General features: G+C 69.9%; 19 protein-coding genes and 2 pseudogenes. 13 read left to right on the top strand and 8 right to left on the bottom strand.

What is annotated here, in order from left to right:
* Nucleotides 1-24: 24 nt before the first annotated feature.
* The 4 genes and pseudogenes from GA0115234_RS28120 to GA0115234_RS28105 all read left to right on the top strand — a co-directional run bounded on the left by GA0115234_RS28120 (nt 25) and on the right by GA0115234_RS28105 (nt 2644).
* Complete coding sequence (locus GA0115234_RS28120) at nt 25-315, top strand: hypothetical protein (RefSeq protein ID WP_237541820.1); 291 nt, start codon at nt 25-27, stop codon at nt 313-315.
* A gap of 183 nt (nt 316-498) precedes the next feature.
* Nucleotides 499-1689, top strand: a pseudogene (locus tag GA0115234_RS28115) (IS256 family transposase); the annotation flags it as partial.
* 117 nt (nt 1690-1806) lie between these two features.
* A complete protein-coding gene (locus GA0115234_RS28110) occupies nt 1807-2232 on the top strand; it encodes a hypothetical protein (RefSeq protein ID WP_093547306.1) in 426 nt (141 codons plus the stop codon).
* A 22-nt stretch (nt 2233-2254) separates the two neighbouring features.
* Entirely contained in the window at nt 2255-2644 is a 390-nt protein-coding gene (locus GA0115234_RS28105) for a hypothetical protein (RefSeq protein ID WP_093547304.1), read from the top strand.
* Here the strand turns inward: GA0115234_RS28105 and GA0115234_RS28100 are convergent.
* Nucleotides 2628-3167 (bottom strand): GNAT family N-acetyltransferase, encoded by a 540-nt coding sequence (locus tag GA0115234_RS28100; RefSeq protein ID WP_093547302.1) that lies wholly within the window; start codon nt 3165-3167, stop codon nt 2628-2630. The two genes, GA0115234_RS28105 and GA0115234_RS28100, sit on opposite strands and share 17 nt — an antisense overlap.
* A gap of 838 nt (nt 3168-4005) precedes the next feature.
* Between GA0115234_RS28100 and GA0115234_RS28095 the strand changes: the two genes are divergently transcribed.
* Nucleotides 4006-5064, top strand: coding sequence for a carbon-nitrogen hydrolase family protein (locus GA0115234_RS28095; protein ID WP_093547300.1), 1059 nt, complete (start codon nt 4006-4008; stop codon nt 5062-5064).
* Nucleotides 5065-5143: 79 nt separating this feature from the next.
* Here the strand turns inward: GA0115234_RS28095 and GA0115234_RS28090 are convergent, their stop codons facing one another.
* Nucleotides 5144-5749, bottom strand: coding sequence for a GNAT family N-acetyltransferase (locus GA0115234_RS28090; protein WP_093547298.1), 606 nt, complete (start codon nt 5747-5749; stop codon nt 5144-5146).
* A gap of 171 nt (nt 5750-5920) precedes the next feature.
* Entirely contained in the window at nt 5921-6187 is a 267-nt protein-coding gene (locus GA0115234_RS44485) for a DUF6461 domain-containing protein (protein WP_361711798.1), read from the bottom strand.
* 139 nt (nt 6188-6326) lie between these two features.
* Here GA0115234_RS44485 and GA0115234_RS41545 point away from each other — a divergent pair.
* Nucleotides 6327-6462, top strand: a pseudogene (locus tag GA0115234_RS41545) (transposase); the annotation flags it as partial.
* 82 nt (nt 6463-6544) lie between these two features.
* On the opposite strand, the gene GA0115234_RS28080 reads toward GA0115234_RS41545, so the two are convergent.
* Both GA0115234_RS28080 and GA0115234_RS28075 read right to left on the bottom strand, forming a co-directional pair.
* Nucleotides 6545-6949, bottom strand: coding sequence for a nuclear transport factor 2 family protein (locus tag GA0115234_RS28080; protein WP_093547294.1), 405 nt, complete (start codon nt 6947-6949; stop codon nt 6545-6547).
* A 598-nt stretch (nt 6950-7547) separates the two neighbouring features.
* Nucleotides 7548-8333 (bottom strand): GntR family transcriptional regulator, encoded by a 786-nt coding sequence (locus GA0115234_RS28075; protein ID WP_093547292.1) that lies wholly within the window; start codon nt 8331-8333, stop codon nt 7548-7550.
* Nucleotides 8334-8515: 182 nt separating this feature from the next.
* Between GA0115234_RS28075 and GA0115234_RS28070 the strand changes: the two genes are divergently transcribed.
* Genes GA0115234_RS28070 through GA0115234_RS28060 form a run of 3 tightly spaced genes read left to right on the top strand, consistent with a single transcriptional unit; the run spans nt 8516 to nt 12565 of the window.
* On the top strand, nt 8516-9406 hold the full coding sequence (locus GA0115234_RS28070) for a tyrosine-protein phosphatase (protein WP_161275682.1): 891 nt from the start codon (nt 8516-8518) through the stop codon (nt 9404-9406).
* The gene (locus GA0115234_RS28065) at nt 9403-10728 is read left to right on the top strand and encodes an MFS transporter (RefSeq protein ID WP_093547288.1); all 1326 of its coding nucleotides are present in this window, start codon (nt 9403-9405) and stop codon (nt 10726-10728) included. Before GA0115234_RS28070 ends, GA0115234_RS28065 begins: the two co-directional genes overlap by 4 nt.
* 46 nt (nt 10729-10774) lie before the next feature.
* Nucleotides 10775-12565: a glycoside hydrolase family 3 protein gene (locus GA0115234_RS28060; protein ID WP_256088835.1), complete on the top strand. Its 1791-nt coding sequence runs from the start codon at nt 10775-10777 to the stop codon at nt 12563-12565.
* A gap of 272 nt (nt 12566-12837) precedes the next feature.
* Here GA0115234_RS28060 and GA0115234_RS28055 read toward each other — a convergent pair whose 3' ends face one another.
* The 3 genes from GA0115234_RS28055 to GA0115234_RS28045 form a co-directional block, all read right to left on the bottom strand.
* Complete coding sequence (locus GA0115234_RS28055; protein ID WP_161275681.1) at nt 12838-14682, bottom strand: glycoside hydrolase family 36 protein; 1845 nt, start codon at nt 14680-14682, stop codon at nt 12838-12840.
* Between the two features lie 90 nt (nt 14683-14772).
* Nucleotides 14773-15633, bottom strand: a complete 861-nt coding sequence (locus tag GA0115234_RS28050; RefSeq protein WP_093547284.1) for an alkaline phosphatase family protein — start codon at nt 15631-15633, stop codon at nt 14773-14775.
* Nucleotides 15634-15690: 57 nt separating this feature from the next.
* A complete protein-coding gene (locus GA0115234_RS28045) occupies nt 15691-17760 on the bottom strand; it encodes an alpha-galactosidase (RefSeq protein WP_093547282.1) in 2070 nt (689 codons plus the stop codon).
* A gap of 205 nt (nt 17761-17965) precedes the next feature.
* Between GA0115234_RS28045 and GA0115234_RS28040 the strand changes: the two genes are divergently transcribed.
* The 4 genes from GA0115234_RS28040 to GA0115234_RS28025 all read left to right on the top strand — a co-directional run bounded on the left by GA0115234_RS28040 (nt 17966) and on the right by GA0115234_RS28025 (nt 22378).
* Nucleotides 17966-19123 (top strand): ROK family transcriptional regulator, encoded by a 1158-nt coding sequence (locus GA0115234_RS28040; protein WP_256088834.1) that lies wholly within the window; start codon nt 17966-17968, stop codon nt 19121-19123.
* A 140-nt stretch (nt 19124-19263) separates the two neighbouring features.
* A complete protein-coding gene (locus GA0115234_RS28035) occupies nt 19264-20538 on the top strand; it encodes an ABC transporter substrate-binding protein (protein WP_202554243.1) in 1275 nt (424 codons plus the stop codon).
* The gene (locus GA0115234_RS28030) at nt 20538-21527 is read left to right on the top strand and encodes a carbohydrate ABC transporter permease (RefSeq protein ID WP_093547278.1); all 990 of its coding nucleotides are present in this window, start codon (nt 20538-20540) and stop codon (nt 21525-21527) included. The genes GA0115234_RS28035 and GA0115234_RS28030 overlap by 1 nt, the downstream gene beginning before the upstream one ends.
* Before the next feature lie 5 nt (nt 21528-21532).
* Nucleotides 21533-22378 carry a carbohydrate ABC transporter permease gene (locus tag GA0115234_RS28025; RefSeq protein ID WP_093547276.1) on the top strand — a complete coding sequence of 282 codons (846 nt, stop codon included), beginning with the start codon at nt 21533-21535 and terminating at the stop codon, nt 22376-22378.
* Nucleotides 22379-22454 lie beyond the last annotated feature (76 nt).

Below are 22454 nucleotides of genomic sequence, written 5' to 3'. Positions count from 1 at the left end.
CTCGGTATATGTGGAGGCGGCGTGATGGTTAACTCCCGTATGGCGGTGATCTGCCTGGCCCCGCTGCTGTTCTGCCTGATCGAACGCCAGGTCCGCCGGGCGCTCGGGGCCGACCAGAAGATGCGGGGCCTTTACCCCGGCAACCAGAAAGTGCGGCCCACCGGCCGGATGATCCTCTACCGCCTCTCCGACCTCCGGCTACGAGTCGGCAGGGCCACCGACCCACCCGTCATCGCCATCACCCGGGGTATCCAGCTCCACCTATTCGACCTCCTCGGCCTCGAACCCACACACCCCCGCTGGCCAGAGACCTGAACGGCCCTAGTAGGGCTTTGTTAGGTGGTGTCGTGGGACTGTAAAACGTTCGGTGTAACTCCCGATCATGGAAGATGCATCGATGACCAGCAATAACGTGCCTGAGGTCGAGACTGTCGAGCCGTCTGAGGCGGTGCCGTCGAAATCTGTGGACGACCGGCTGATTGACGAGCTGGTGGGCGGGCTCAGGCCGAGGGCTTGCAGCTGACCGGGGAGGGCGGGCTGCTTCAGCAGTTGACCGAGCGGGCTTTTGGAATCGGCCCTCGAGGGCGAGATCACCGACCACCTCGGCTATGACAAGCACGATCCCGCCGGGAAGAACGGCGGCAACTCACGCAACGGCACCCGCGCCAAGACCGTACTGACCGATGTCGGCCCGGTGAAGACAGCCGTGCCCCGCGACCGCGGGGGTTCCTTCGAGCCGAGGATCGTCGAGAAGCGGCAGAAGCGTCTGTCCGGCGTGGACGAGATGGTGATCTCGCTTGCGGCGAAGGGCCTGACCACCGGCGAGGTCCAGGCCCATCTGGCCGAGGTCCACGGCGCCGACGTGTCCCGCCAGACGATCTCCACGGTCACCGACAAGGTCCTTGAGGGCATGGCCGAATGGCAGAACCGGCCCCTCGATGGTCTACCCGGTGGTCTTCATCGACGCCATCCACGTGAAGGTCCGCGACGGGGCGGTCGCCAACCGGCCCCTATATGTCGCCCTCGCGGGTCACGGCCGAGGGGCGGCGGGGCATCCTCGGGCTGTGGGCCGGCGACGGCGGCGAGGGCGCCAAGCACTGGATGCGTATCCTCACCGAGATCAAGAACCGCGGCGTGAACGACGTTCTCATGCTGGTCTGCGACGGGCTCAAGGGCCTGCCCGACGCGGTCGGGGCCGTCTGGCCCCGCACGACCGTCCAGACCTGCGTGGTCCACCTGCTGCGGAACTCCTTCCGCTATGCCGCCCGCCAGGACTGGGACAGGATCGCGAAGGTCCTCAAGCCCGTCTGTACCGCGGCGACCGAGGAGGCCGCCCTCGAGCGGTTCGCCGAGTTCGCCGACACCTGGGGCAAGAAGTACCCGGCGATCGTCCGGCTCCGGGAGAACGCGTGGGAGGAGTTCACCCTGTTCCTCCGCTTCGACACCGAGATCCGCCGCATCGTCTGCACCACCAACGCGATCGAGTCCGTCAACGCCAGGATTCGCCGAGCGGTCGAGGCCCGCGGCCACTTCCCCAACGAGCAGACCGCCCTGAAGTGCGTCTACATGGCGATCATGTCGCTCGACCCCACCGGCAAGGGCCAGGCCCGCTGGACCATGCGCTGGAAGACCGCCCTCAACGCCTTCGACATCACCTTCGACGGCAGGCTTTCCGCAGCCCGTCAGTAACTCCAACAACCTGAGTTACACCGCTCGTTTGACAGACCCCCACAAGGACCGTTGCCGTACTCAGGGAGCTCGGCGCTCACCGGAACCGCGGGGGGCGCGGGCGGCGTTTTCTTGATCATGACTGAACTGATCGAGAAATGGGCCGGAGTCGGGCCGGACACCGCCCCCGAGGACGCGGACCCCGTCGTCCTGGAGTGCGCCCGCCTGCTCATCGCTGAACCGGGCGGTGAGCAGGCGGTCCTGCTCACCTTCGGTCTGGTGAACATGGCACCGTACGTCCTCGGGCGCCGCGGCGCCCCCGTCGAGCGGGCGGTGGTGGACGCGCTCGCCGCCGCGGCGGAGGCTCTGGACGCGCGGTTTCCCCGGACCGGCCGGTGCGGGCACCCGGCCCACCCGTATACCGGGATCCTGGAGAAGTGGGACACGGACGCGGACGCGCTGCTCGACGCGCCGGACGTCCAGGTTCCGCTCGCTGCGTGGGACGAGGCCGCGGCCTGCCCCACAACGCCGCCCGCTGGGCTGCCACCGGCGGCGCATCGGTGACCGCACTGTTTTCGACAAGCTGTTGCAGCTGACGATCACGCAGATCAGTGTGGTCCTCAAACGCGCCCGCCGGCGTAACATCGCCGACGAGGCCACCAAGATCCAGGCCGTACTGCGTGCCGAGCACCTGGGTCAGCCCGCCGCTGTGACCGTGGCCCATGCCGACTGGGTGCGTGTTCTTCTCGCGCGGACAACCATCTTCGCTCTGGGGCCGGCGCTCAGTCTCCTCTTGGACGCTGGCGACGAGGAGCAGCAATGGCGCGGGACGCTTGCCGCCCCGAAGGGCGACCGCCACCCGATCGGCGATGTCGTACTGCTGCGCTACGCCCCATTGCGATCCTCGGTCGCCCTGGAGGACGACCGCCACCTCGGCCAGGGCGTGGCCTTTCGCGTGCTCAATCGCACGCCGTGACCGGGGACCGCATGCCGAGCCACTGCTCAGCGTCCCAGGCCCGGAACCGCTCCACCTCGGTGAACCCCAGCTTTGCCGCGAGGCGCATCGAGCCGACGTTGGCGGTCTGGGTGGCGAGCACCACCGGCTCGCCGGGAAGGACGCCGTCGAACCAGTCGAGTGCCGCCGCGCACGACTCGGCGGCGTACCCGAATCCCCATGCCCGCGGCAGGAACAGGTAGCCGAGATCCGCCTTCCCCGCCGCAGCCGGGCGATGGTGCTCCGGCGCTCTCCTGAGCAGGATCTGGCCGATCATCACCCCGTCGAGATCAACGACGAAGCTCCCCGTCCACCGCTCGGGCACCGCGGGCAACTCGCGCTCAAGCTCGTCACGCGGCCGGGGGCCTCCGAGGTAGGTGTGCACCTCTGGCGAGGCGAGCAGCTCGATGAACGCCGCACGGTCCTGGGCCTCGGGCTCACGGAGCACGAGCCGCTCGGTCCTGATCGGGGCAGGCGGCCAGGCAATGGGTCCGAGCTCAGTCATACCGGCAAGCCAAGCAGCACGCTCGCCAGCGATCAAGACTTGCGGACCGATCAACCCACCACCCCAACCCTCAATCGGCCAGCGGCCGGGTCCAACACTGCGTCGTTCTCCCCAGCTGTTCCAATCCTGACTTGACAGAACACGCGTTGGAGCCTCAGGAACAGAAACGAAGGGGCGACCGCCACACGAGCGCGAGGAATCCTCCGCGTTCGACTGCATCGAGTTGCGATCCTCGGTCACCCGAAGGGCGACCGCCGCTTGGCCGTGGCCGGCGAGGGCACCAAAACCACGGTTGCGAACGTTGGTCGCTCCGGAGGGTGTCCCCAGGGCCGCCACGTACCCGGGCCCGGGGCTGCCGGACGCGGCCTGGCGGCATGATCAGACTGCGGCAGGACCCGGGCTCCCATCTCAGAGTCGCGGACGAGGGCACCACGGTCGAGCCCAGCCTGACGAGGAAGCGCACGGCTCGAAGCGCCGAGGCCAGTGCACGTCTGTGCGAGGACGACGACTCAGAGCTGCCCCCGCCCGCTGGAGCAAGGACCGACCCAGCCTGGCGGTACGGCAAGGGAGCCGGAAGGCCCAACGCGTACTGTGCTGCCAGGGCAGACTCGCGTCGGAGGGGATTGCGGCGAAGTTCCGTACGGGCGGCGGCGAACCGTGGCACACTGCGCGCGACCGGCCCCGTTCCGGCCGCGTCCGCGTGGCCGGTGTGCCTCCGAACAGCACATTGGGGCCGGTGTGTCCGGGCGACGGGCCCGGACACGGCTGTTCATCCGCCGTTCGCCGACGAGCCCGCACCATCAGGCCCGCCAGTCGCGCCGCTCTTGAGGAGGATCCCATGTCTTCTTCCGCCGCCGGGAGACGAACGGTCGCGGCGGTCCATGCCGCGCCAGTGTTCATGGACACCGAGGCGACGGTCGACAAGGCCGTCGCCCTCATCGAACAGGCCGGCCGGGAAGGCGTCGACCTGCTGGTGTTTCCGGAGGCCTTCGTGCCCGGCTACCCGTACTGGATCGAGGCGTACGCCCCGCTGGACCAGCAGGCCGTCAACGCCGCCTACGCCGGGGCGTCCGTCGAGGTGCCGGGGCCTCAGATCGCCCGGGTCCAGTCGGCCTGCCGACGGGCCGGCGCCGGGGCGGTCCTCGGCGTCAGCGAACGCCTTGTAGGTACCCGCACCTGCTTCAACAGCCAGGTCTTCATCGACCCCGACGGTGCCCTGCTCGGAGTGCACCGCAAGCTCCAGCCCACTTACGCCGAACGGATCGTGTGGGCCCAGGGCGGCGGCGCCACGCTCCGGGTGTTCGACAGCGCGCTTGGCCGGATCGGCGGACTGGCCTGCTGGGAGCACACCATGAACCTGGCCCGGCAGGCCCTGATCGCCCAGGGCCAGGAGATCCACGCGGCGGCCTGGCCCGGCCTGTCCACCATGGCCGGCTTCCAGAACGTCGCCGACGTACAGATCGACGCGATGATGAAGACCCACGCTCTCACCGCCCAGGTGTTCGTGGTCTCCGCGGGCAACCCGGTCGACCGGACGTGTCTGCGCTGGATGGCGTCCGCCCTCGGCCCGCAGGAGCACATCACCGCGGGTGGCGGCTGGTCGGCGGTGATCCATCCCTTCACCCAGTATCTGGCAGGCCCCCACACCGGCCCCGAGGAGCGGCTCGTCACCGCCGCGATCAACCTCGACGACCTCGACACCGTCAAGGTCTGGGTCGACTCGCGCGGCCACTACGCGCGACCGGAGGTCCTCGGCCTGCGTGTCGACCACCGGCCGCTCTGGCACGACGAGGGCGACCGCCGATGGCCCGCCTCCGCGGGCGACGAAAGGCCCGAGACCACGGACGGCCGCCCGCTCTCGGGCCGACCTTGGCATCCCGAGCCGGACGACTCCTGATCCAGAGCCTGTCTCCTTGATGTTCTGAGGGGTGCCACGCCGGACTGGGCTGGGAACTGGGCAGGTGCTTTCCGTCTGGTCAGGCGTCCCAGGCACGAGGGCGGTTCAGCGTTTCCCATTCGGGGCGGAGCAGTGAGAACACGGCGAGGTCGTGGCGGCGGCCGCGATGGAGACATGCGGCGCGGCTGGTGCCCTCGCGCACGAAGCCTGACCTGGCGAGGACGGCGAGGGCGGGGGCGTTGTCGGTGTGGGTCTCTGCCGTGAGGCGATGCATGGGGAGTTCGCCGAACGCCAGGTCCACCAGAGCGTCGAGGGCGTCGGTGCCGTGGCCGTGTCCGCGATGCTGAGGGGCCAGCATCAGCTCGACCTGTGCTGTGCCGTTGACGATGTTCTGGCCGCTCAGCGCAGTGTGGCCGATAGGGGTTCTGTCAGGGAGCAGGACGAGGAAGTCGTCGCGATCGTCGTCGGCACTGTCGCGCTCGATGCGCTCGCGCATCGCGGTGAGGGAGCGCGGCCAGGCACCGATTTCATAGGCGGTGACCGGGTCGGATCGCCAACTGTGCAAGAGCTCGGCGTCGTCCATGTCGACTGCCGCGAGACCGATGGACTTGGCACGCCAGGAAAGTTCTCTTTCAACCTCTGCGTCGTGCTCGATGCCCTCGCGCATCGCGGTGTCTTCGGTCATGCGCGGATGCTATGCGTGCCTTCATGCCGGGGCCACCGGATTTTCCTGCTCGGAAGTCCAGCGCCGCCGTCGCTCCGGCCATGGTCATCTACGAGCCCGGACGAGGATGGCAGCGAGGTGGAGTGCCGCCCGATATGCCATGGCCATGTGCATGGCGACGGTTCCGGCGTTCTAGGTGCCCCCCGCGAGACTACGTGCCGCGTCCCACCGGCGAGACCGAGGCGAACGTTGCCTGATGTGGCACCGCTCGGTCGACGAGGCCCCGGGTTCGACTTGTTCCGTGCGATGCCCGTGTCGCCAGTGCGCAAAGCGGTTCGTGCCGTCTGCGCCCCGCAACTCACCGATGGTCTCCGTACCCTGGGAAAGGGTGGAAAGAGTGCCCGCCCTCATGCCCACGGTGCCGTATTCCTCGTAGCAGAACGACCAGTTGCCACACACCCACGAGCTTCTCAAGCCCCACCGACGCGCTGCGTGACCCGCAGCTGGGCTTCGCTCTACCGCTCCGGTGACCGGTACGAGCCGTAGCCGGGCCCCGACGGATGCCCCGACCGCAGGTCACGCACCCGGCCATCAGGAAACTCAACACTGGGTCGTGGAGCGTACGTTCGCCCGCCTGCACTGGTTCCGTCGCCTGCGGATCCGCTGGGAGATCCGCGACGACATCCATGAAGCCTTCCTCACCCCTCGCCTGCGCGCTCATCTGCTGGAGGCGTTGGAAGCCCTCGCAAGAGGAGTTCCTGGAACTTCAACAATGTGAGAGGAGCGTCACCCGGCTGACCCGAGCAAGCCCAAGGATCAGGCTCCGGCGATGGTCCGGCCCGGCATCGGCTCCGCGAGCGCGGCCCGCCGAGCCGGCGCGTCGAAGGGGTCGGAGAAGTACTGCGTCTCGTGCACCACGTGCTGGTCGGCGAATTCCATGATGCTCACCGAGTGCGAAGGCGCACCGTCGTAGGTGATGACGCATTCGCTCACCCACAGATTCGCATGGCCGGTGATCCGCTGGACGGCGAAGTGCCGGTCGGCCGGGTGCCCGCCGCGTTGCGCCGAGATCGCCGCTCGGCCTCGGAACCGCTCGCCTGACTGCGGGTAGTCCAGGATCGCGTCCGTGGCATAGATGGCGTGCTCGGCTTCGGTGTCCCCGCGTTCCGAGGCCCGCCAATGCTCCTCGACCGCGTCCCTGGTCTGGGAGTCAGCATCCATGGCACCGCCCTTTCGTACTGGTGACAGCCTAAGGGCTGTCCCGTAATCCCTGGTGGGCGTGCGACGACGGCCACGGCACCTCGCCGCGTTGTCGGAACGCCCGAATACATCCAGTATTCGGGCGTCCCTCCGCCTTGCGATGCACCGCGTCCGACGCCACACGCTGATCCACCAGGGACTACGGGACAGCCCTTAGGCGCTCCGGGCCACAGTCGACCCGGGGCCAGCCGGGCCTGGGCAGCCAGGTCCTCCCTTTGGCCGGATCGGAGGGCGGCAGCCGGACGCGGGTCCAGGCCAGAAGGCCGAGGGCCGCGAGGCTGAGTTCGAACCAGGCGGCGTTGACGGAGAACAGGCGGGATGGGAAGCGTCCATGGCGTATCCGACCGAGGAGAAGGTGCGGATTCCTCGTTTCCGCATGTCACGGATGTGGGCGAGGAAGGCTTTCGCGGATCCGGCGCCCCGTCAAGGTCCGGGCCCTGCCTGGTAGGCCGACCGCAAATTCCGGATCACCTCCCGGGGTGACCTCCGGCTCGGTCCGGAGCTCGCCGAGGGCGCGCCGGTCCGCGCCTGAGGAACCGACCGCCGACCGCTCTGTCCGTCAGCTGTCGCCGTCCGGGCGGAAGTTGAGGACGAAGCGGGCGCGTTCGCCATTGATGCGGCGTCGCACGAACAGCACGGGCTCTCCGTCGGGGCTGCAGCTCACGCCTTCGCGGACGAGGAGCGGGGCGCCCGCCGGGACACCGAGGAGGTCGGCGTCGCCGATGTCGGCCCCGATGGCGCTGAAGGCCCGCCAGTCGTACTCCAGGACGATGTCGGCGCTCCGGGACAGGACACGGACGACGTTGTCCACTCGCCGGGGGGCGGACAGTTCCTCGGGCAGGAGCGAGGACTTCAGCCAGTAGCTGTTGACGCCCCACGGCTCGGGGCCGATGAAGATGATGCTCTCCAGGCGTGAGAGTTCGGCGGGATCGCACCGCAGATGGCCCGCGGCCCCGGTGTCGGCCGGGGTGCGGGGCGAGGGGACGACGGCGGTGATCCGCTCGGCGCCGTCCTCGACGTCACCGGCCTCGGTCGCCCCGTGGGGGATGGCAGCGGTGAGGCTGCCCAGGTCGAAGCGCTGGCTTCGCGGGTCGACCGCGATCGAGACGCGCGCGATGGGGGAGCGGACGAACGTGCCCACCCCCCTGCGGATCTCGACGGAGGCGGCGCGTTCGAGTTCGGCGATGGCCTGGCGGATCGTCAGCCGGTTGACGTCGAACTCCTCGCACAGTTCCGGCTCGCTGGGCAGCCGGGAGCCGGACGGCAGGTCGCCGGAGTCGATCCGGTCCTGGATCCTCCGGGCGAGCTGCAGATAGATCGGGGCGGTTCTTCTGCGGTTCGACACCCCTGGATCCTACGAGTCGAAGGGGCAGGCGACCTGCGCGATCGCGTACGAAGGGGCCCCGGGGACCGCCCGTTCATCCAAGGTTCAGCAGAGCGACCACTGAGTTCGAGACAGAACCCCACCAGGGACATGTAGACATCTAGATGTCCTGCTTGTGTAGTTCCCGACTCAGGAAGGCTCCTATGCCCCTGCTGAACTTCCGCGACCCGGCTTCCGCCGACCCCCGCGGTGAGCGTATCCGCCCGGGAATCCTGTTCCGCTCAGCCCAGCCCGACCCCGTCGCGGACGCCGCAACCGTCAGAGAGCTGTACACCCGCGGCATCCGCGTCATCGTGGACCTGCGCAGTCCCGACGAGCGCGGCGACGACGACTGGGCAGCCGCCGAAGAGGCGGGCATCACCGTCGTCCGGGCGCCCATCGTTCCGGACGACACGGACGCCATCGCCGGGCCGGGTATTGCTTCCCTGCGGACCTCCGCCGATCTGGGCCGGTTCTACGCCGACCTCGCCGCGTCCGCCCCCACGGCCGTGGCCGACGCGGTCCGGGCCGCCGCCGGACCGGGCGCGGCACTCCTGCACTGCGCCGCGGGGAAGGACCGCACCGGTCTCCTGGTGGCACTGCTACTGGAACTCGCGGGAGTGTCCGACGACAAGATCGCCGACGACTATGTCCGTACGGCCACCGCGCTCCCGGAGATCCTCGCCGCTCTCGCCACCCGGCACCGCATCGCCCTGAACGACGGCGCGGTAGGCGACGAGGGGGACGGGGTGGCGGGACGGCCGGCCGTTCCCGCGCCGCTGCTCCAAGCCCCACGGGAGGCGATCGAGGTCTTCCTCAAGACCATGCGGGCCCGTCACGGCAGCGCCGAGGGGTTCCTGCTGGGCTGCGGGGTCGAGGCGGCCGCCATCGACGGCTTCCGCGCCAAGGCCGTCGCCGAGGCCGCCGCCGCGACCGCCCTGCCCGCGACCGCCGCTGCGGCTCGTCGGCCTGCCCTCTCTGCCACCGCGGCTCCTCAGCCCGTCTTCTCCGCCTCCTCGTCGCCCTCCCACCCCGCAGGAGAACCCCACTCATGACCGACATGCTGCGCAAGACCCCCGTCCCCCAGCCGCCACCCGCCGACCGTCTTCCCGGGGACGAGGCCCCGGCTCCGCGTCGGGTCATCGCCGGGCTGGTCTTCACCGAGCTCCTGATCGGGATCGGGTTCGCCATGCCGCTGGTCGCCTCTCTCGGCCTGAAGGTCAACGAGATCGCGCCGGACGACAAGGAGAGCGTGCTGAGCTCCGTCATGGCGGCCGGGGCCATCGCCGCGTTCGTCCTCAATCCGGTCTTCGGTCATCTGTCGGACCGCACCGCCGGGCGCTTCGGCAGACGCAGGCCGTGGATTCTCGGCGGTCTCGCCGCCGGGCTGCCGGCCGCCGTGGTGATGGCCACGGCGTCCTCACCCGCCCAGCTGGTGCTGGGCTGGGTCCTCTCCCAGGCCGCGTACAACGCGGCGCTCGCCGCTCTCGCGGCCGTGATCGCCGACCGGGTGCCGGCCGCACAACAGGCCACCGTGTCCGGACTGTTCGGAGCCGCCCAGTTCGCCTCGGTCTTCCCCGCCTTTCTCCTCGTCGGCCTCATACCCGACAACACCACGGCCCTGCTGCTGGTCCCCGGCATCGCCGGTGCCGCGGGCGCCGCCGTTTCGTGGACCCTGCTGCGCGGCGAGAAGGCCGTCCCCGCCAGGGAGCGGACCCCGGTGAGCCTGCGCTCGGTCTTCACCAGCCTGCTGTTCGACCCGCGCACCTCCCCGGCCTTCACCGCGGTATGGCTGCAGCGCTTCCTGCTCCAGGGCGCCAACGCCCTGATCGGCACGTTCGGCCTCTACTACCTGATGTCCCGCCTGGAGATGTCGACGGCCGAGGCCGCCGCCCTCGTCGCGACCACCGGCATGCTCTCCGTCGTCGGCAACGTCGTCGCCGCTGCGGTGTTCGGGAAACTGGCCTCCCGCACCGGCGCCTACCGCGCCTTCGTCGTCACCTCCGGTCTGCTGATGGCCGCCGCCATGACCATCAAGATGCTGTCCGCGTCCGTGTGGCCGATCTACCTGGCCACCACTGTCGCCGCCATCGGTCTCGGCGCCTTCTACGCCGTCGACATGGCCCTGGTCCTGCGCGTCATGCCCACCAGCACCGACGCCGCCCGCTGGCTCGGCGTGTTCAACATCGCCAAATCCCTGCCGCAGTCCATCGCCCCCCTGCTCGCCCCACTCCTCCTGGGCCTCGGCACGGACCCGATCGGACCGGCGACCGACGGCAAGAACTACTTCGCGCTCTACCTCGGCGGAACCCTCGCCGCGCTCGCGGCCGTGGCCCTCACCCCGCTGATCCGGCACCCACGCCTCACCCGCGACTGACCCTCGCAGCACCCGCATCCCGCGCCATCCGACGAAAGGCACGACTGTGACCTCCCGCCTCCGCCACCCCGACGGCACACCGTTCCGCGACCTCAACCACAACGGCACCATGGAGCCGTACGAGGACCCCCGCCTGCCGGTCGACGACCGCGTCGAGGACCTCCTGGGCCGGATGACCCTGGAGGAGAAGGCCGGTCAGATGTGCCACGGCCGGATGGCCGCAGGTGACAACTCCTTCATGCCGTCCGGCGCCGGTCTCATAGCCGAGCGGCACATCACCCACTTCGCGATGATCCAGGTCCCCTCCGCCGGCACCATGGCCGCGTGGAACAACCACGTCCAGGACCTCGCCGCCGCCACCCGCCTCGGTATCCCGGTGACCCTCTCCTCCGACCCCCGTCACGGATTCACCGCCAACCCCATGACGGCCCACACCGACGGCGGATTCAGTCCGGGCCCCGAACCGATCGGCCTGGCCGCCACCGACGATCCGGCACTCGTCGAGGAGTTCGCCGCGGCCGCCGCCCGGGAACTGCGCTCCGTCGGGATCCGCGTGGCCATCCATCCGATGGCCGATCTGGCCACCGAACCGCGCTGGGCCCGCATCAGCGGCACCTTCGGCGAGGACGCCGACCGCGCCGCGCGGATGCTCGGCGCCTACATCCGCGGGATGCAGGGCGACACCCTGGGCCCGGACAGCGTGGCCTGCATGACCAAGCACTTCCCCGGCCACGGCCCGCAGGCGGGCGGGGAGGACGCCCACTTCGCGTACGGCAAGCACCAGGCGTTCCCCGGCGGTAACCTCGAATACCACCTCAGGCCCTGGGAAGCGGCGTTCGCCGCCGGCACCGCCCAGGTCATGCCCTGCTACTCGATCCCCACCGGCAGCGGCCTGCCCGAGGTCGCCGCCAACTTCAACCGCGAAGTGATCACCGGGCTGCTCCGCGGCCGATACGGCTTCGACGGCGTCGTGTGCACCGACTTCAACTCCCTCACCGGCATGGAGCTCCCCGGAGTCGTCCAACTCCCGCCCCGGAACTGGGGAGTCGAACACCTCTCCCTCGCCGAGCAGGTCCTCATGCAGCTCGATGCCGGCGTCGACCAGCTCGGCGGCGAGACCCGTCCCGACTGGATCGTCGACGCCGTCCGTTCCGGCGCCGTCGGCGAAGGCCGCATCGACACCTCCGTACGCCGCATCCTGCGCGACAAGTTCCGCCTCGGCCTCTTCGACGACCCGTATGTCGATACCGACGCGGCAAGCGCCCTGGTCGGCGCGGCCGAGCCCCGCCTCCTGGGGCGCCGGGTCCAGCTGCGATCCCTCGTCCAGCTCACCGGCCGCGCGGAGACGCTGAGGACACTGCCCGAGGTGCCGGCCCTCTATGTGGAGAACATCGCCCCCGAGACGGCCGCCCGGTACGGCCACCTCGTCGACCGCCCGGAAGAGGCCGACCTCGCGGTGCTGCGTCTGACCGCCCCGTACGAGAAGCGGGAGGGATTCTTGGAGCAGCACTTCCACGCCGGGTCCCTCGATTTTCCCGCCGCCGAACTGGCCCGGCTGCGGGCGCTGTGTGCGAGCGTCCCCACCATCATCGACGTGCGGCTCGACCGGCCCGCGGTTCTCACCGGGCTCGACACCGCGGCGGCCCTGCTCCTGGGCAGCTTCGGCGCCGACGACGACATCGTCCTCGATGTGGCCTTCGGCCGCGCGGTGGCCGAAGGCACCCTCCCCTTCGACCTCCCGTCCTCCATGCGGGCCGTCGAGGACTCCCGCGAGGACGTCCCGTTCGACACCGCCGAACCGCTGTTCCGCTGCGGGCACGGCGCGGTCGCCCGCTGACGCCGTCGCCGCTGGACCTCGCGGACGGTCAGCGGGCACCGGCGCGCGGTGTACGAGCCGATCGCCTGGCCCCGCCCGGCCAGGAGGCCGTGGACGTGAGCCTCTTGCCGTGCATCCGGATCGGCCTCGGCGCCGGCCTTCCGCTGGACCGTGCCCGCGCCGAGGCCGATGCCGGTGGCCGGCCACCGTGTCGTGGCTACGACGGCAGCGCCGGTCCGGATGCGCGGGTGCCCACCGCTGGAGCAGTACTCGCCCGGGCAGGCGGCGCGGCCTCATCCATGTGTTCCTCTCCTTGCTGCGGGGAGGCCGGAGGTCAGGTCGAGGACGCACAGTCCGGAGGGCGGAACCTCGATCGTGCGGATGCCTGGTGTGAGGGAGAGAGCCGTGGTCTGGTGCAATCGGCCTTGGGCGTCATAGGTCTGTGCGCAGACCTGGCGGGGTGGTCCGGAAACGTCGAAGACCATGCGTGAAGCGGTGGAGGCGTTGACGAGGAAGTGGGAGCGCCAGTTCTCGGTGGGGAGGGGTACGACTTTGTCGGTGTAGTTGGTGATGACCCGTTGGTTTCCGTGGATGGCGGTGACCTGGGGGAAGAGTTCGTCCGGGCGGCCGGGTTCGTAGTGGCCGGAGGTGAGGACGGGAGCCAGCCGACGCCAGGTGGCGAGCCAGAACGCGAGGGTCTCGCGGTGGTTCGGGGAGAGTCGGGTGAGGCGGACGGAGATCTGCGGTACGGAGTGCAGGGCTCCGTGGAAGTGGCGGGCCAGGCTTTCCGGTGTTGCCTGCGGATCCCACATCAACATGTCGGAGTGGACTGCTCCGCCGGGTGCGAGCAGCGCGATGTCCAGCGTCCGGACGCGGTTGGCGACGGGATCGGCCGGGCAGTCTCCGGCGCGCAGCGCGTTGCCGAGTGCGGTCATGGCCGGCCCGGTGTAGGGCTGGCGCAGCTCGGCGACGAACTGGTCGCCGCGCAGGGCCCGCAGGGCGTCGCGGATATCGGCGAGCAGCGCGGCCATCGCCTCGCCGATGTCCGGAATGTAACCGGGGGCAGGTTGGTCGGGTGCGGGTACTGCTGCGTAGGCCATGGCCTCGTCGAGGAAGTCGATCTTCAGGCCGTCGAGTCGGTAGGTGTCGACCAGGGTGCGGCAGGTCTCCGCGATGTGCGCGCGCACTTCGGTGTGGCGGGGGTCGAGGATGTGGCAGTCGAGGTGGGGGACGCGGTGTGGCGCGTACGGTGCCCAGGCTTGGTAGGCGGAGGAGTGTTCTCCCAGGAGGAGCGGAGCGATCCAGGCGGTGCAGTGCAGTCCGGCACGGCGAACGGTACTGATGTGGGCGCGGAAGTCGGGGAACTTGACCGGGTCCGGCTGCCAGTCGCCGCAGCCCGCGTAGCCGCGGCCGTCGCCGTGCAGTTGCCACCCGTCGTCCAGGAACAGCTGGCCGCAGCCGAGGGTGGCGGCGAGGGCGGCCTCCTCCTCGACCTCGGCCGCGGTCACGTCCTGGGTGAAGGCGTACCAGGTCGAGTAGACGGGCGTCCGGGCGAACTCCGGAACGGGCAGCGGCTCTCCGTCGGGCAGGCCGGCGAGCCACTGACGGAGCCGGCGGAGGGCGGCAGCCATGGTGGTGCCCGGTGCGGGGACGCGGACTCGGCAGGTCTGCCCGGCGGCGAGGGAGAGACGCAGCCACACGCCGAAGCGCTTGCGCTCCTCGGAGACACCGAAGCGGATCCGGGTCTCCTGCACGGTGCGGTCGGTGGCGAGAGCGAGCAGACTGCGACCGGCGGTGTCGTAGAGGCAGCCGACGGGTGCCGATCGTACGAGTGACAGGCCACGCCATGCCGACCAGTCTGCGCACAGGGTGCGCTCCCAGCCGGCGTCGGGGTGCCAGAAGCCCACGGCGTCGCCCAGTGGGACGTCCAGGCGCAGGGTCACGGTGCCGTCCGCCGTTGCCGTGACAAGAGCCTCGGTCCCGGCAGCGGCGTCGTGCGACAGGGTCAGGGTGGCGCTGTCGGCGAGGGTACGCAGGCCGATTCGCGTGTCGCCCACATCGAGGGTGTGCGCGCCGTCTTCCCACTGGCCGGGGTCGAAGGCGGCCGAGTCGATGGAGTCGAAGGACGTCGTATCCACGGAGGGGACCTCTCTGCGGGACGCGAGTGGGGCGTCCATGTGGTTGGCTGCCGTGCCTTGGGGTCGCCGGCCGGAGGTTTTCTGCCGACGTCAGGCAGTCCGCGGCGTGGGGGAGTGGAAGGGCCGTCCGTCGAGTGTCCAGTGCAGGTCGGGTGTGATGCCCAGGGCGGCGTAGACGTGGGCGGCGACATCTGCGTGGCGGAGGCAGTCCGGTGGGGTGGTGGAGGCGATGCCGGGGCCGGTCGCAGCGATCCAGGCGGTGCGCTCCAATGTGCTGCGACCGCCGTGGCCGCCTTCGTCGCGGTGGCCGTGGTCGGTCACCACGATGACGGTCCACTCCTCGGACCCGGCGTCGGGACGTTCACGTACGGCGGTGAGAAGCTGTCCGAGTTGCCGGTCGGCGGTTTCGATCGCGCTTCGGTACTCGGCTCCGCAGGCGAGGAAGTGGGCGGTCTCGTCGACAGCGCCGAGGTAGACGAAGGAGGCGTCGAGGTCTTCGCCGGAGCTGAGAACTCTCGTCGCTTCGTCGGTCACACTCTGGTCGCATTCCTCCCAGCCCTGCGGTGTGTCCTCGCGCGGAGCGATGTAGGCGAGTCTGCTCGGGGCGGAGAAGACCGGGCCGCCCTGCCGGGCCAGGAACAGGGGTTCCCAACCGCCGGCCGCGAAGGTGCGCAGCCCCCGTTCGGCGGCCAGCCGCGTGGTGAAGTCGGGGAACACTCCGAGCCGGTTTCCGGCGAAGTTGTTGCCCCAGACTCCGTGCTTGGCCACGCCGACACCGGTGACGATCGTGGTCCAGCAAGGGCCCGACATGGTCGGTGTGTCGTCGTCGATGTGGACGGGCGCGAGGAAGCCGCCGTGCGCGACTTCGTCGAGGTGGGGCGTTTCCAGCATCGGCAGCAGATCGAGGCGGACGCCGTCGATTCCGACGACCAGGACGCGGGGTGTGGGCATGTTCTCGGTTCTTTCGTGGGTCGGGTGGAGAAAGGGGCGGCGGAGAAGGGAGCGGGGTCAGACGGTGCGGCGCAGCCGGATCAGGCGGCTGGCGTAGTCGCCGGCGGGCAGCCGCAGGTCCATGCCCCGGCGGGTCAGGACGGCGCCGCTGTGGGTGTTGCCCTCGTCGATGTCGAGGTAGCGGGCCGCGGGGTCCAGGGCAGGCAGGGCGAGCCGGGGGGCCGGGTGGCCGAAGCGGGTCGCGGGGCGCCAGGCGAGGACGGCGTGTTCGGTGGCGTCCTGGGACGCGTAGTGCACGGCTGTCACTCCGTCGGGGCCGTGGAGGCGGTACTGACGGCCGTGCTGGACCAGGGGGCGGATCTGCTTGTAGCGGATGACGAGCGCGGTGGCCTCGTCGAGCTCTTCCTCGGACCAGGCGGTGAGGTCTCCGCCGAGCCCGAGCGCTCCGGCCATGGCGACATGGAAGCGGAACCGGAGGGGGGTGGTGCGGCCGGTGGTGACGTTGGGGTTGTCGGTCACCCAGGCGGCCATGGCCTGGGCGGGGAAGAGCTGGCTGAAGCCGTGCTGGATGCTGATCCGGTCGACGGGATCGGTGTTGTCGGAAGTCCAGGCCTGGTCGGTGCGGGCGAGGATGCCGAGGTCGGCCCGTCCGCCGCCGCCCGCGCAGGCCTCGATGCGAAGGCCGGGGTGGTCGGTGCGGAGGCGGTCCATGATCCGGTAGACGGCGCGGGTGTGGTCGATCCACAACCGGTCGGGGTCCGGATGGCCGGCCCAACCGGCCTCGGTGACGACTCGGTTGGCATCCCACTTGAGCCAGTCGATGCCATGGTCGCGCACCAGCTGGTCCAGGGTCCGGTGGGCCCAGGCCTCGACTTCGGGGCGGGCGAAGTTCAGCATGAGCTGATTGCGCAGCTCGGTCGCGTCCCGGGTCGCTGTGTGGATGACCCAGTCGGGATGGGCGCGGTAGAGGTCGCTGTCCCGGTTGACCATTTCCGGCTCCACCCAGAGCCCGAAGGCCATCCCGAGGCGGTGCACCTCGTCGGCCAGTGGGCGCAGCCCGTCGGGGAACGCCTCGGGCCGGGGTGTCCAGTCCCCGAGACCCGCCCGGTCGCAGGTGCGGCCGCCGAACCATCCGTCGTCCAGTACGAAGAGTTCGGCGCCCAGACGTGCGGCCACCCGGGCCAGGCGTAGCTGACCGGTCTGGTCGACGTCGAAGCCGGTGGCTTCCCACGAGTTGTAGGCGACGGGCCGGTCCTGGCCGGGGGAGGGCAGGACGCCGGTGCGGATGTGGGTGTGCCAGGCGCGGCTGGCGGCGCCGAAGCCGCCGCGGGTGTAGAGGCCGGCGAAGACGGGCGTGTGCAGGCTCTGGCCGGGCTGGATGGTCCAGCTGAGTCCTTCGTGGCCGAAGCCGCCGGTCCAGCTGGTTCGGCCGACCGGGTCGCGGTGCACGGTGATGCGCCAGCTGCCGCTCCAGGCAAGGGCGCTGCTCCAGATCTCGCCGTGTTCCTCGTCGGCAGTGCCGTCGTCGAGGGCGAGCCAGGGGTTGGCATGGTGGCTGGTGACGCCGCGGCGGCTGGTGAGCACGGTCTCGGCGACCGGGAGCCGGTCGCGCTGCAGCTGGAATTCACTGTTCCAGCCGCCCACGAGGTGGCTGAGCCGGTAGTCGGGCAGTGCGGGCAGCGTCCAGGAGGCCGAGTCCAGCCGGTCGACGGTGATGGGGCCCGAATCGCCGGCTCCGGTGTGGGTGAGCTCCGCCCAGCGCTCGATGACGTCGCTGCCGGGACGGACGCGATAGCACAGTTCGGCGGCCAACGGGTAGCGGCGGTCGGTCAGTTGAAGACGGATTTCTCCGTCCCGGACCGTGTGGCCGGTGAAGGACCACTGGGCGCCGCGGGTGCCGTCGGCGAACCGAACCTGGAGGCCGGCCGGCCCGAACCGCGCACCGGTCTGCGGGGCCAATTCGTCCGGGGCGGGATCCGACTCGAAGCTGCTCGTGGCGGGTGAGGTGGCCACGGGCAGTCCGCAGAGAGCGTCGGTGTCGAGTATTTCCCCCCAGTGCAGATGCCGAGGGCTGCCGTCGGCGCCGATGCGCACGGCGTAGACGCTGTTCGGAGTCCGCAGGACCATCAGCCCGCGGGTGGGGTCGAAGGAAACGGATGAGGGCGTGGGAGGCACAGGAGGTCCCGAGGGGTGTCGAGCGTCGGGTGAGGATCCGGGCAAATGGAAACGCCGAACAGCGTTTGAAGTGGCCTGAGTTGGGCCAGAGCGTAGGGCCGCTCGAACGAGAAAATCAATACTGGACGAAGTTATTTATTTATCGTAGGTTGCCGCCGTGTTTCCAAACCATTCGCGACCACTGGTCACCGCACCGGCCGAAACCGCCATCCTGGCCCTGCTGTTGGCCGAGAGCCCGCTCAGCCGGGTGGAGCTGGCCCGCCGGACGGGCCTGTCCTCGACCGCTGTGACCAAGGCTGCGCGACCTCTCATCGACGACGGATACCTGCACGAACTCCCCCCGGAGCGCACCGCTCCAGGGGCCGGACGCCCCGTGAACCCGCTGGCCGTCACTCCCGACCGGGAGTTCGTCGTCGGTGTGAAGATCAGTGCCGACACCCTCTACGGCGCGGTCTGCGACCTGCGGGCCCGGATGCGCACCACCGCCAGTCGGCCGTTGGGCGCCCGCGACCCGGCCGCCGTATGTGGGCTGCTGGCCGAGCTCGTCGCCGAACTTCTCGACGCGAAGCCCGAGTACCGTGCCCGCACCAGACATCTGGGCATCGCGGTCTCCGGCGATGTGGACCGCCCCTGCGGGCGTGTCCGCTACTCCGCGCTCCCCAACTGGCGCGACGTGCCGCTGGCCGACAACCTCGCCGCGGCGACCGGCCTGACCGTCACCGTCGAGAACGACGTCAAGGCCATCACCGCCGCCGAGCACTGGTTCGGCGAGGGCATCGGCACCGAGTACTTCGCACTGGTCACCATCGGAGCGGGGATCGGTTCAGGGATCGTCATCAACGGTGAGCTGGTCGCCGGCGCGTACGGCGTCGCCGGAGAGATGGGGCACATCAGCATCGACCCGGCCGGGCCACGGTGCCATTGCGGCCAGACCGGCTGCGTCGAGGCCATCGCCTCCAGCGACGCCGTACTCGCCGCCATCCGCCGCGCCACCGACGACCCGGATCTGGACTTCGACGGGGCCGTTCAGCTCGCCCGTGGGGGAGATCCCGCCGCGCAGGGCGTCTTCGCGAGGGCGGGCCACGCCATCGGCGTCGGCATTGCCACCCTTGTGAACCTCGTAGGTCCCGAGCGGGTCGTCGTCACAGGCGAGGGGCTCGACACCTACGACCTTTTCGGAATGCACATCAGGGACGCCTACGAAGCGCACTGCTTCAAAGCAGCGGCGAAATGCCCGCTGACCCTGCGTCCGCTGCCCTGGGAGGAGTGGGCCCGCGGCGCCGCCGTCGTCGGCATCCAGGCCCTCTTCCCCTGAACGGGTGTCACCACCTGTTCGCCGGCCCAAGCTTCCGGCGCAACCGATGTCCATCACCGTCTGCCAACTGTGAATGCCGGACACCGGCTGCGCCGGACAACACCACGTACACCCAACCCTCTCAACCTGAAGGACGCGAAGTGAGCGCACGGAGCTCCCAGCTTAGCCGCAGAGGCTTCCTCGGCGGGTCCATCCTGTTCGTCGCCGGAGCGGCGGTCGGCTGCAGTACCGACCCGGCCGGCGGTGGCCCCTCCGGGGCCAAGACCACCCTGAACGTCTGGTCCCACGCCTACGGCGAGGCCGGCACGCAGCAGGCTCTCACCCGCTATGCCACCGCGTTCACCAAGGCCAACCCGGACATCGCGGTCAAGGTCACCTGGACCCCCGGCGACTACTCCGGCAAGCTCAACGCGACCTTGCTCACCGACTCCGCCCCGGACGTCTTCGAGATAGGTGACTTCAGCGAGAGCCTCGCCCGGCAGGGCCGGATAGCCCAGCTGGACGACATCTACGGCAGCGCCAAGTCCGACTTCAACCCGGGCGCCCGCGACATGGTGACCGTCGACGGCAAGCTCTACGGCGTCAAGACGCTCGACGACGTGATGATGCTCTACTTCCGCAAGAGCGTGCTGTCCAAGGCCGGCATCACCCCGCCCGACAGCTTCGACGCGCTCGCCGACGCGGCCAAGGCCCTGAGCTCCAAGAAGACCAAGGGCCTGTTCGTCGGCCAGGACGGCCTGGGCGACAGCGCCATCCTGTCCGTGTTCTCCAACGGCGGCGACCTCGTCACCGAGGACGGCAAGGCGGGCTTCGGCTCCCCCCAGGCCGCCGAGGCCGTGGCCGGGCTCAAGCGCCTTCACGACGACCGGTCCCTGCTGCTCGGCTTCACCACCGACTGGTGGGACCCCGCCGCCCTCACCCAGAACGTCGTCCCGATGCAGTGGGGCGGCCTCTGGTCGATGCCCGCCATCAAGACCGCGCTCGGCGACGACTTCGGCGTCCTGCCATGGCCCGCCTTCAAGCCCGGCGGCAAGCCCGTGGTGCGCGTCGGCGGCTGGAGCACCTGCGTGAACGCCAAGGGCAAGAACGTGGAGGCGGCCAAGAAGTTCGTCCAGTGGCTCTGGATCCAGCAGACCGACCTCCAGACGGACTGGTCGCAGAGCTACGGCCTCCACATCCCGCCGCGCATGTCCGTCGCCGCCACCGCCGACAAGCTCACCCAGGGACCCGCCAAGGAGACCGTCGAGCTGGCCGCCAAGCACGGCAGGAACAACCCCAGCACCTGGAACACCGCTGTGAGCTCCCTCTTCACCGCGGCCGCGGCGAAGATCGTCAGCGGGAAGGGCGATGCGGAGCGGCTCCTGGCCGACGCGGCCAAGAAGGCCCAGGGCGAGATCGACAAGCAGCGCGCATGATGAAGTCCGCACCTCCGCCCACGCTTCACCACGAGCGTGTCGGGTGCCCCGCGGCCGAGCCGCGGGGCACCGCCCCCGTCCGCCGTACCCGCCCGGACCGGCGTGCCTGGGGAGCGTTCGCACTGCTCGCCGGGCCCCTGCTGATCGGCCTGGGCCTCTTCAAGTACGTCGCCATCGGCTGGAGCTTCCTGCTCAGCCTCAGTGAGGCCCGCGGCACCATCGCCCTGGGGCACTGGGTCGGCCTGGACAACTACCGGACCCTGCTCTCCGATGCGGTGTTCCGCAAGTCGCTCGGCCAGATCCTGCTGTTCACGGTGTTCATCGTGCCGGTGACGTTCGCCGCATCGCTGGGGCTGGCGCTGCTGGTGCACCGGATCCGTCGCGGCCGGGCCGTGCTGCGCACCGCCTTCCTGATCCCGGCCGCCGTCTCCTACGTCGCGGCCTCCCTGCTGTGGAAGATGAGCCTGTTCAACGGGCTCCCGAGCGGCATCGCCAACACGGTCGGCGGATGGTTCGGCATGGATGCCGTCCCGTGGCTGCAGACCACCTCGCCGCCGCTGTACTGGGTCGTCCTCATCACCCTCCGCCTCTGGCTCCAGGTCGGCTTCTACATGGTGCTCTTCCTCGCCGGGCTCCAGGGCATCCCCAAGGAGATGTACGAGGCCGCCGCCCTCGACGGTGCCACCGGCCTGCGCCTGCTGCGCAGGATCACCCTGCCGATGCTGCGCAACACCTCGGTGGCCGTCCTGATGCTGCAGTTCATCGCCGCCTTCCAGGCGTTCGACGAGTTCTACAACCTGTTCAACAGCGGGCTGTCCGGGTCGGCCGCGGCCCCGATACGAACCCCCCTGGGCTACCTCTACGACACCGCGATGGGCTCCCAGAACTACGGCCTCGGATCGGCCGGAGCCTTCGTGCTCACCGCCCTCATCGTCGGTGTGACCCTGATCCAGGGCCGGCTCACCGGCTTCGGCAAGGGTGAGGAGTGAGCAACATGGCAACAACACGACAACTGCCGCCGGTGGTACGCCGGTCCGTGCGCGGCCTGATGGCAGGCCTGCTGACAGTGCTGTTCCTGGCGCCTTTCTACCTGATGCTGCGCAACGCGCTGATGGACACGCAGGGCCTGACGTCACCGGACTGGACCTGGTGGCCGTCGACGATGCACTGGGAGAACTTCACCTCGCTCTTCAGCGACCCGGCGCTGAACATGGGCCAGGCCCTCGGCAACTCGCTGCTGGTCGCCGCGATCACCGCCCCGGTGTCGACGCTCCTCGCCTCGGCCGCCGGATACGCCCTCGCTCGGATCCCGATACCCGGGCGCGGTGTCCTGCTCGCCCTGGTGGTGGCCACGCTGATGATCCCCGGCTCGGTGACGTTCGTTCCCACCTTCGTCGTCGTGGGCTCCATGGGCGGGGTCAACACTCTGTGGGGAATCATCGCACCCGGGCTGTTCAACCCCTTCGCCGTTCTGCTCTTCCGTAACTTCTACCTCCAGTTCCCCAGCGAGATCGAGGAGGCCGGACGACTGGACGGGCTCGGCTGGCTCGGCCTCTACCGCCGGATCGCGCTGCCGTCGTCCGGAGCGATGCTCGCCTCCCTCGGCGCGCTCGCCTTCATCGACAGCTGGAACGCCTTCCTGTGGCCACTGGTCATCGGCCAGGACCCGTCCGCGTGGACGGCCCAGATCGCCCTGTCGACGTTCCTCACCTCACAGACCATCAACCTGCCCGGCCTGTTCGCCGGAGCAGTCGTGACCATCGCCCCACTGGTGGCCATGTTCCTGGTCGCCCAGCGCTACATCGTCGAAGGCATCGCCACCAGCGGCCTCAAGGGCTGAGCCGCACCTGACTCCGGACCACCGGTCCGGGCCGCACCACCTGAAGATCCAAGCCCCACACCCACCCCACCCCTGG

Origin of the sequence: Streptomyces sp. DvalAA-43, from assembly GCF_900091725.1 — a bacterium.
Taxonomy (GTDB): domain Bacteria; phylum Actinomycetota; class Actinomycetes; order Streptomycetales; family Streptomycetaceae; genus Streptomyces; species Streptomyces pulveraceus.
Note: the sequence above shows the minus strand (reverse complement) of the source record. Positions and strands in the feature narration are given on the sequence as shown.

Bases quoted from the DNA above. Each gene is read 5' to 3' on its own strand.
- GA0115234_RS28120 (WP_237541820.1), top strand. From the start codon at position 25: ATGGTTAACTCCCGTATGGCGGTGATCTGCCTGGCCCCGCTGCTGTTC.
- GA0115234_RS28110 (WP_093547306.1), top strand. From the start codon at position 1,807: ATGACTGAACTGATCGAGAAATGGGCCGGAGTCGGGCCGGACACCGCC.
- GA0115234_RS28100 (WP_093547302.1), bottom strand. From the start codon at position 3,167: ATGACTGAGCTCGGACCCATTGCCTGGCCGCCTGCCCCGATCAGGACC.
- GA0115234_RS28095 (WP_093547300.1), top strand. From the start codon at position 4,006: ATGTCTTCTTCCGCCGCCGGGAGACGAACGGTCGCGGCGGTCCATGCC.
- GA0115234_RS28090 (WP_093547298.1), bottom strand. From the start codon at position 5,749: ATGACCGAAGACACCGCGATGCGCGAGGGCATCGAGCACGACGCAGAG.
- GA0115234_RS28080 (WP_093547294.1), bottom strand. From the start codon at position 6,949: ATGGATGCTGACTCCCAGACCAGGGACGCGGTCGAGGAGCATTGGCGG.
- GA0115234_RS28070 (WP_161275682.1), top strand. From the start codon at position 8,516: ATGCCCCTGCTGAACTTCCGCGACCCGGCTTCCGCCGACCCCCGCGGT.
- GA0115234_RS28065 (WP_093547288.1), top strand. From the start codon at position 9,403: ATGACCGACATGCTGCGCAAGACCCCCGTCCCCCAGCCGCCACCCGCC.
- GA0115234_RS28050 (WP_093547284.1), bottom strand. From the start codon at position 15,633: ATGCCCACACCCCGCGTCCTGGTCGTCGGAATCGACGGCGTCCGCCTC.
- GA0115234_RS28045 (WP_093547282.1), bottom strand. From the start codon at position 17,760: ATGGTCCTGCGGACTCCGAACAGCGTCTACGCCGTGCGCATCGGCGCC.
- GA0115234_RS28030 (WP_093547278.1), top strand. From the start codon at position 20,538: ATGAAGTCCGCACCTCCGCCCACGCTTCACCACGAGCGTGTCGGGTGC.
- GA0115234_RS28025 (WP_093547276.1), top strand. From the start codon at position 21,533: ATGGCAACAACACGACAACTGCCGCCGGTGGTACGCCGGTCCGTGCGC.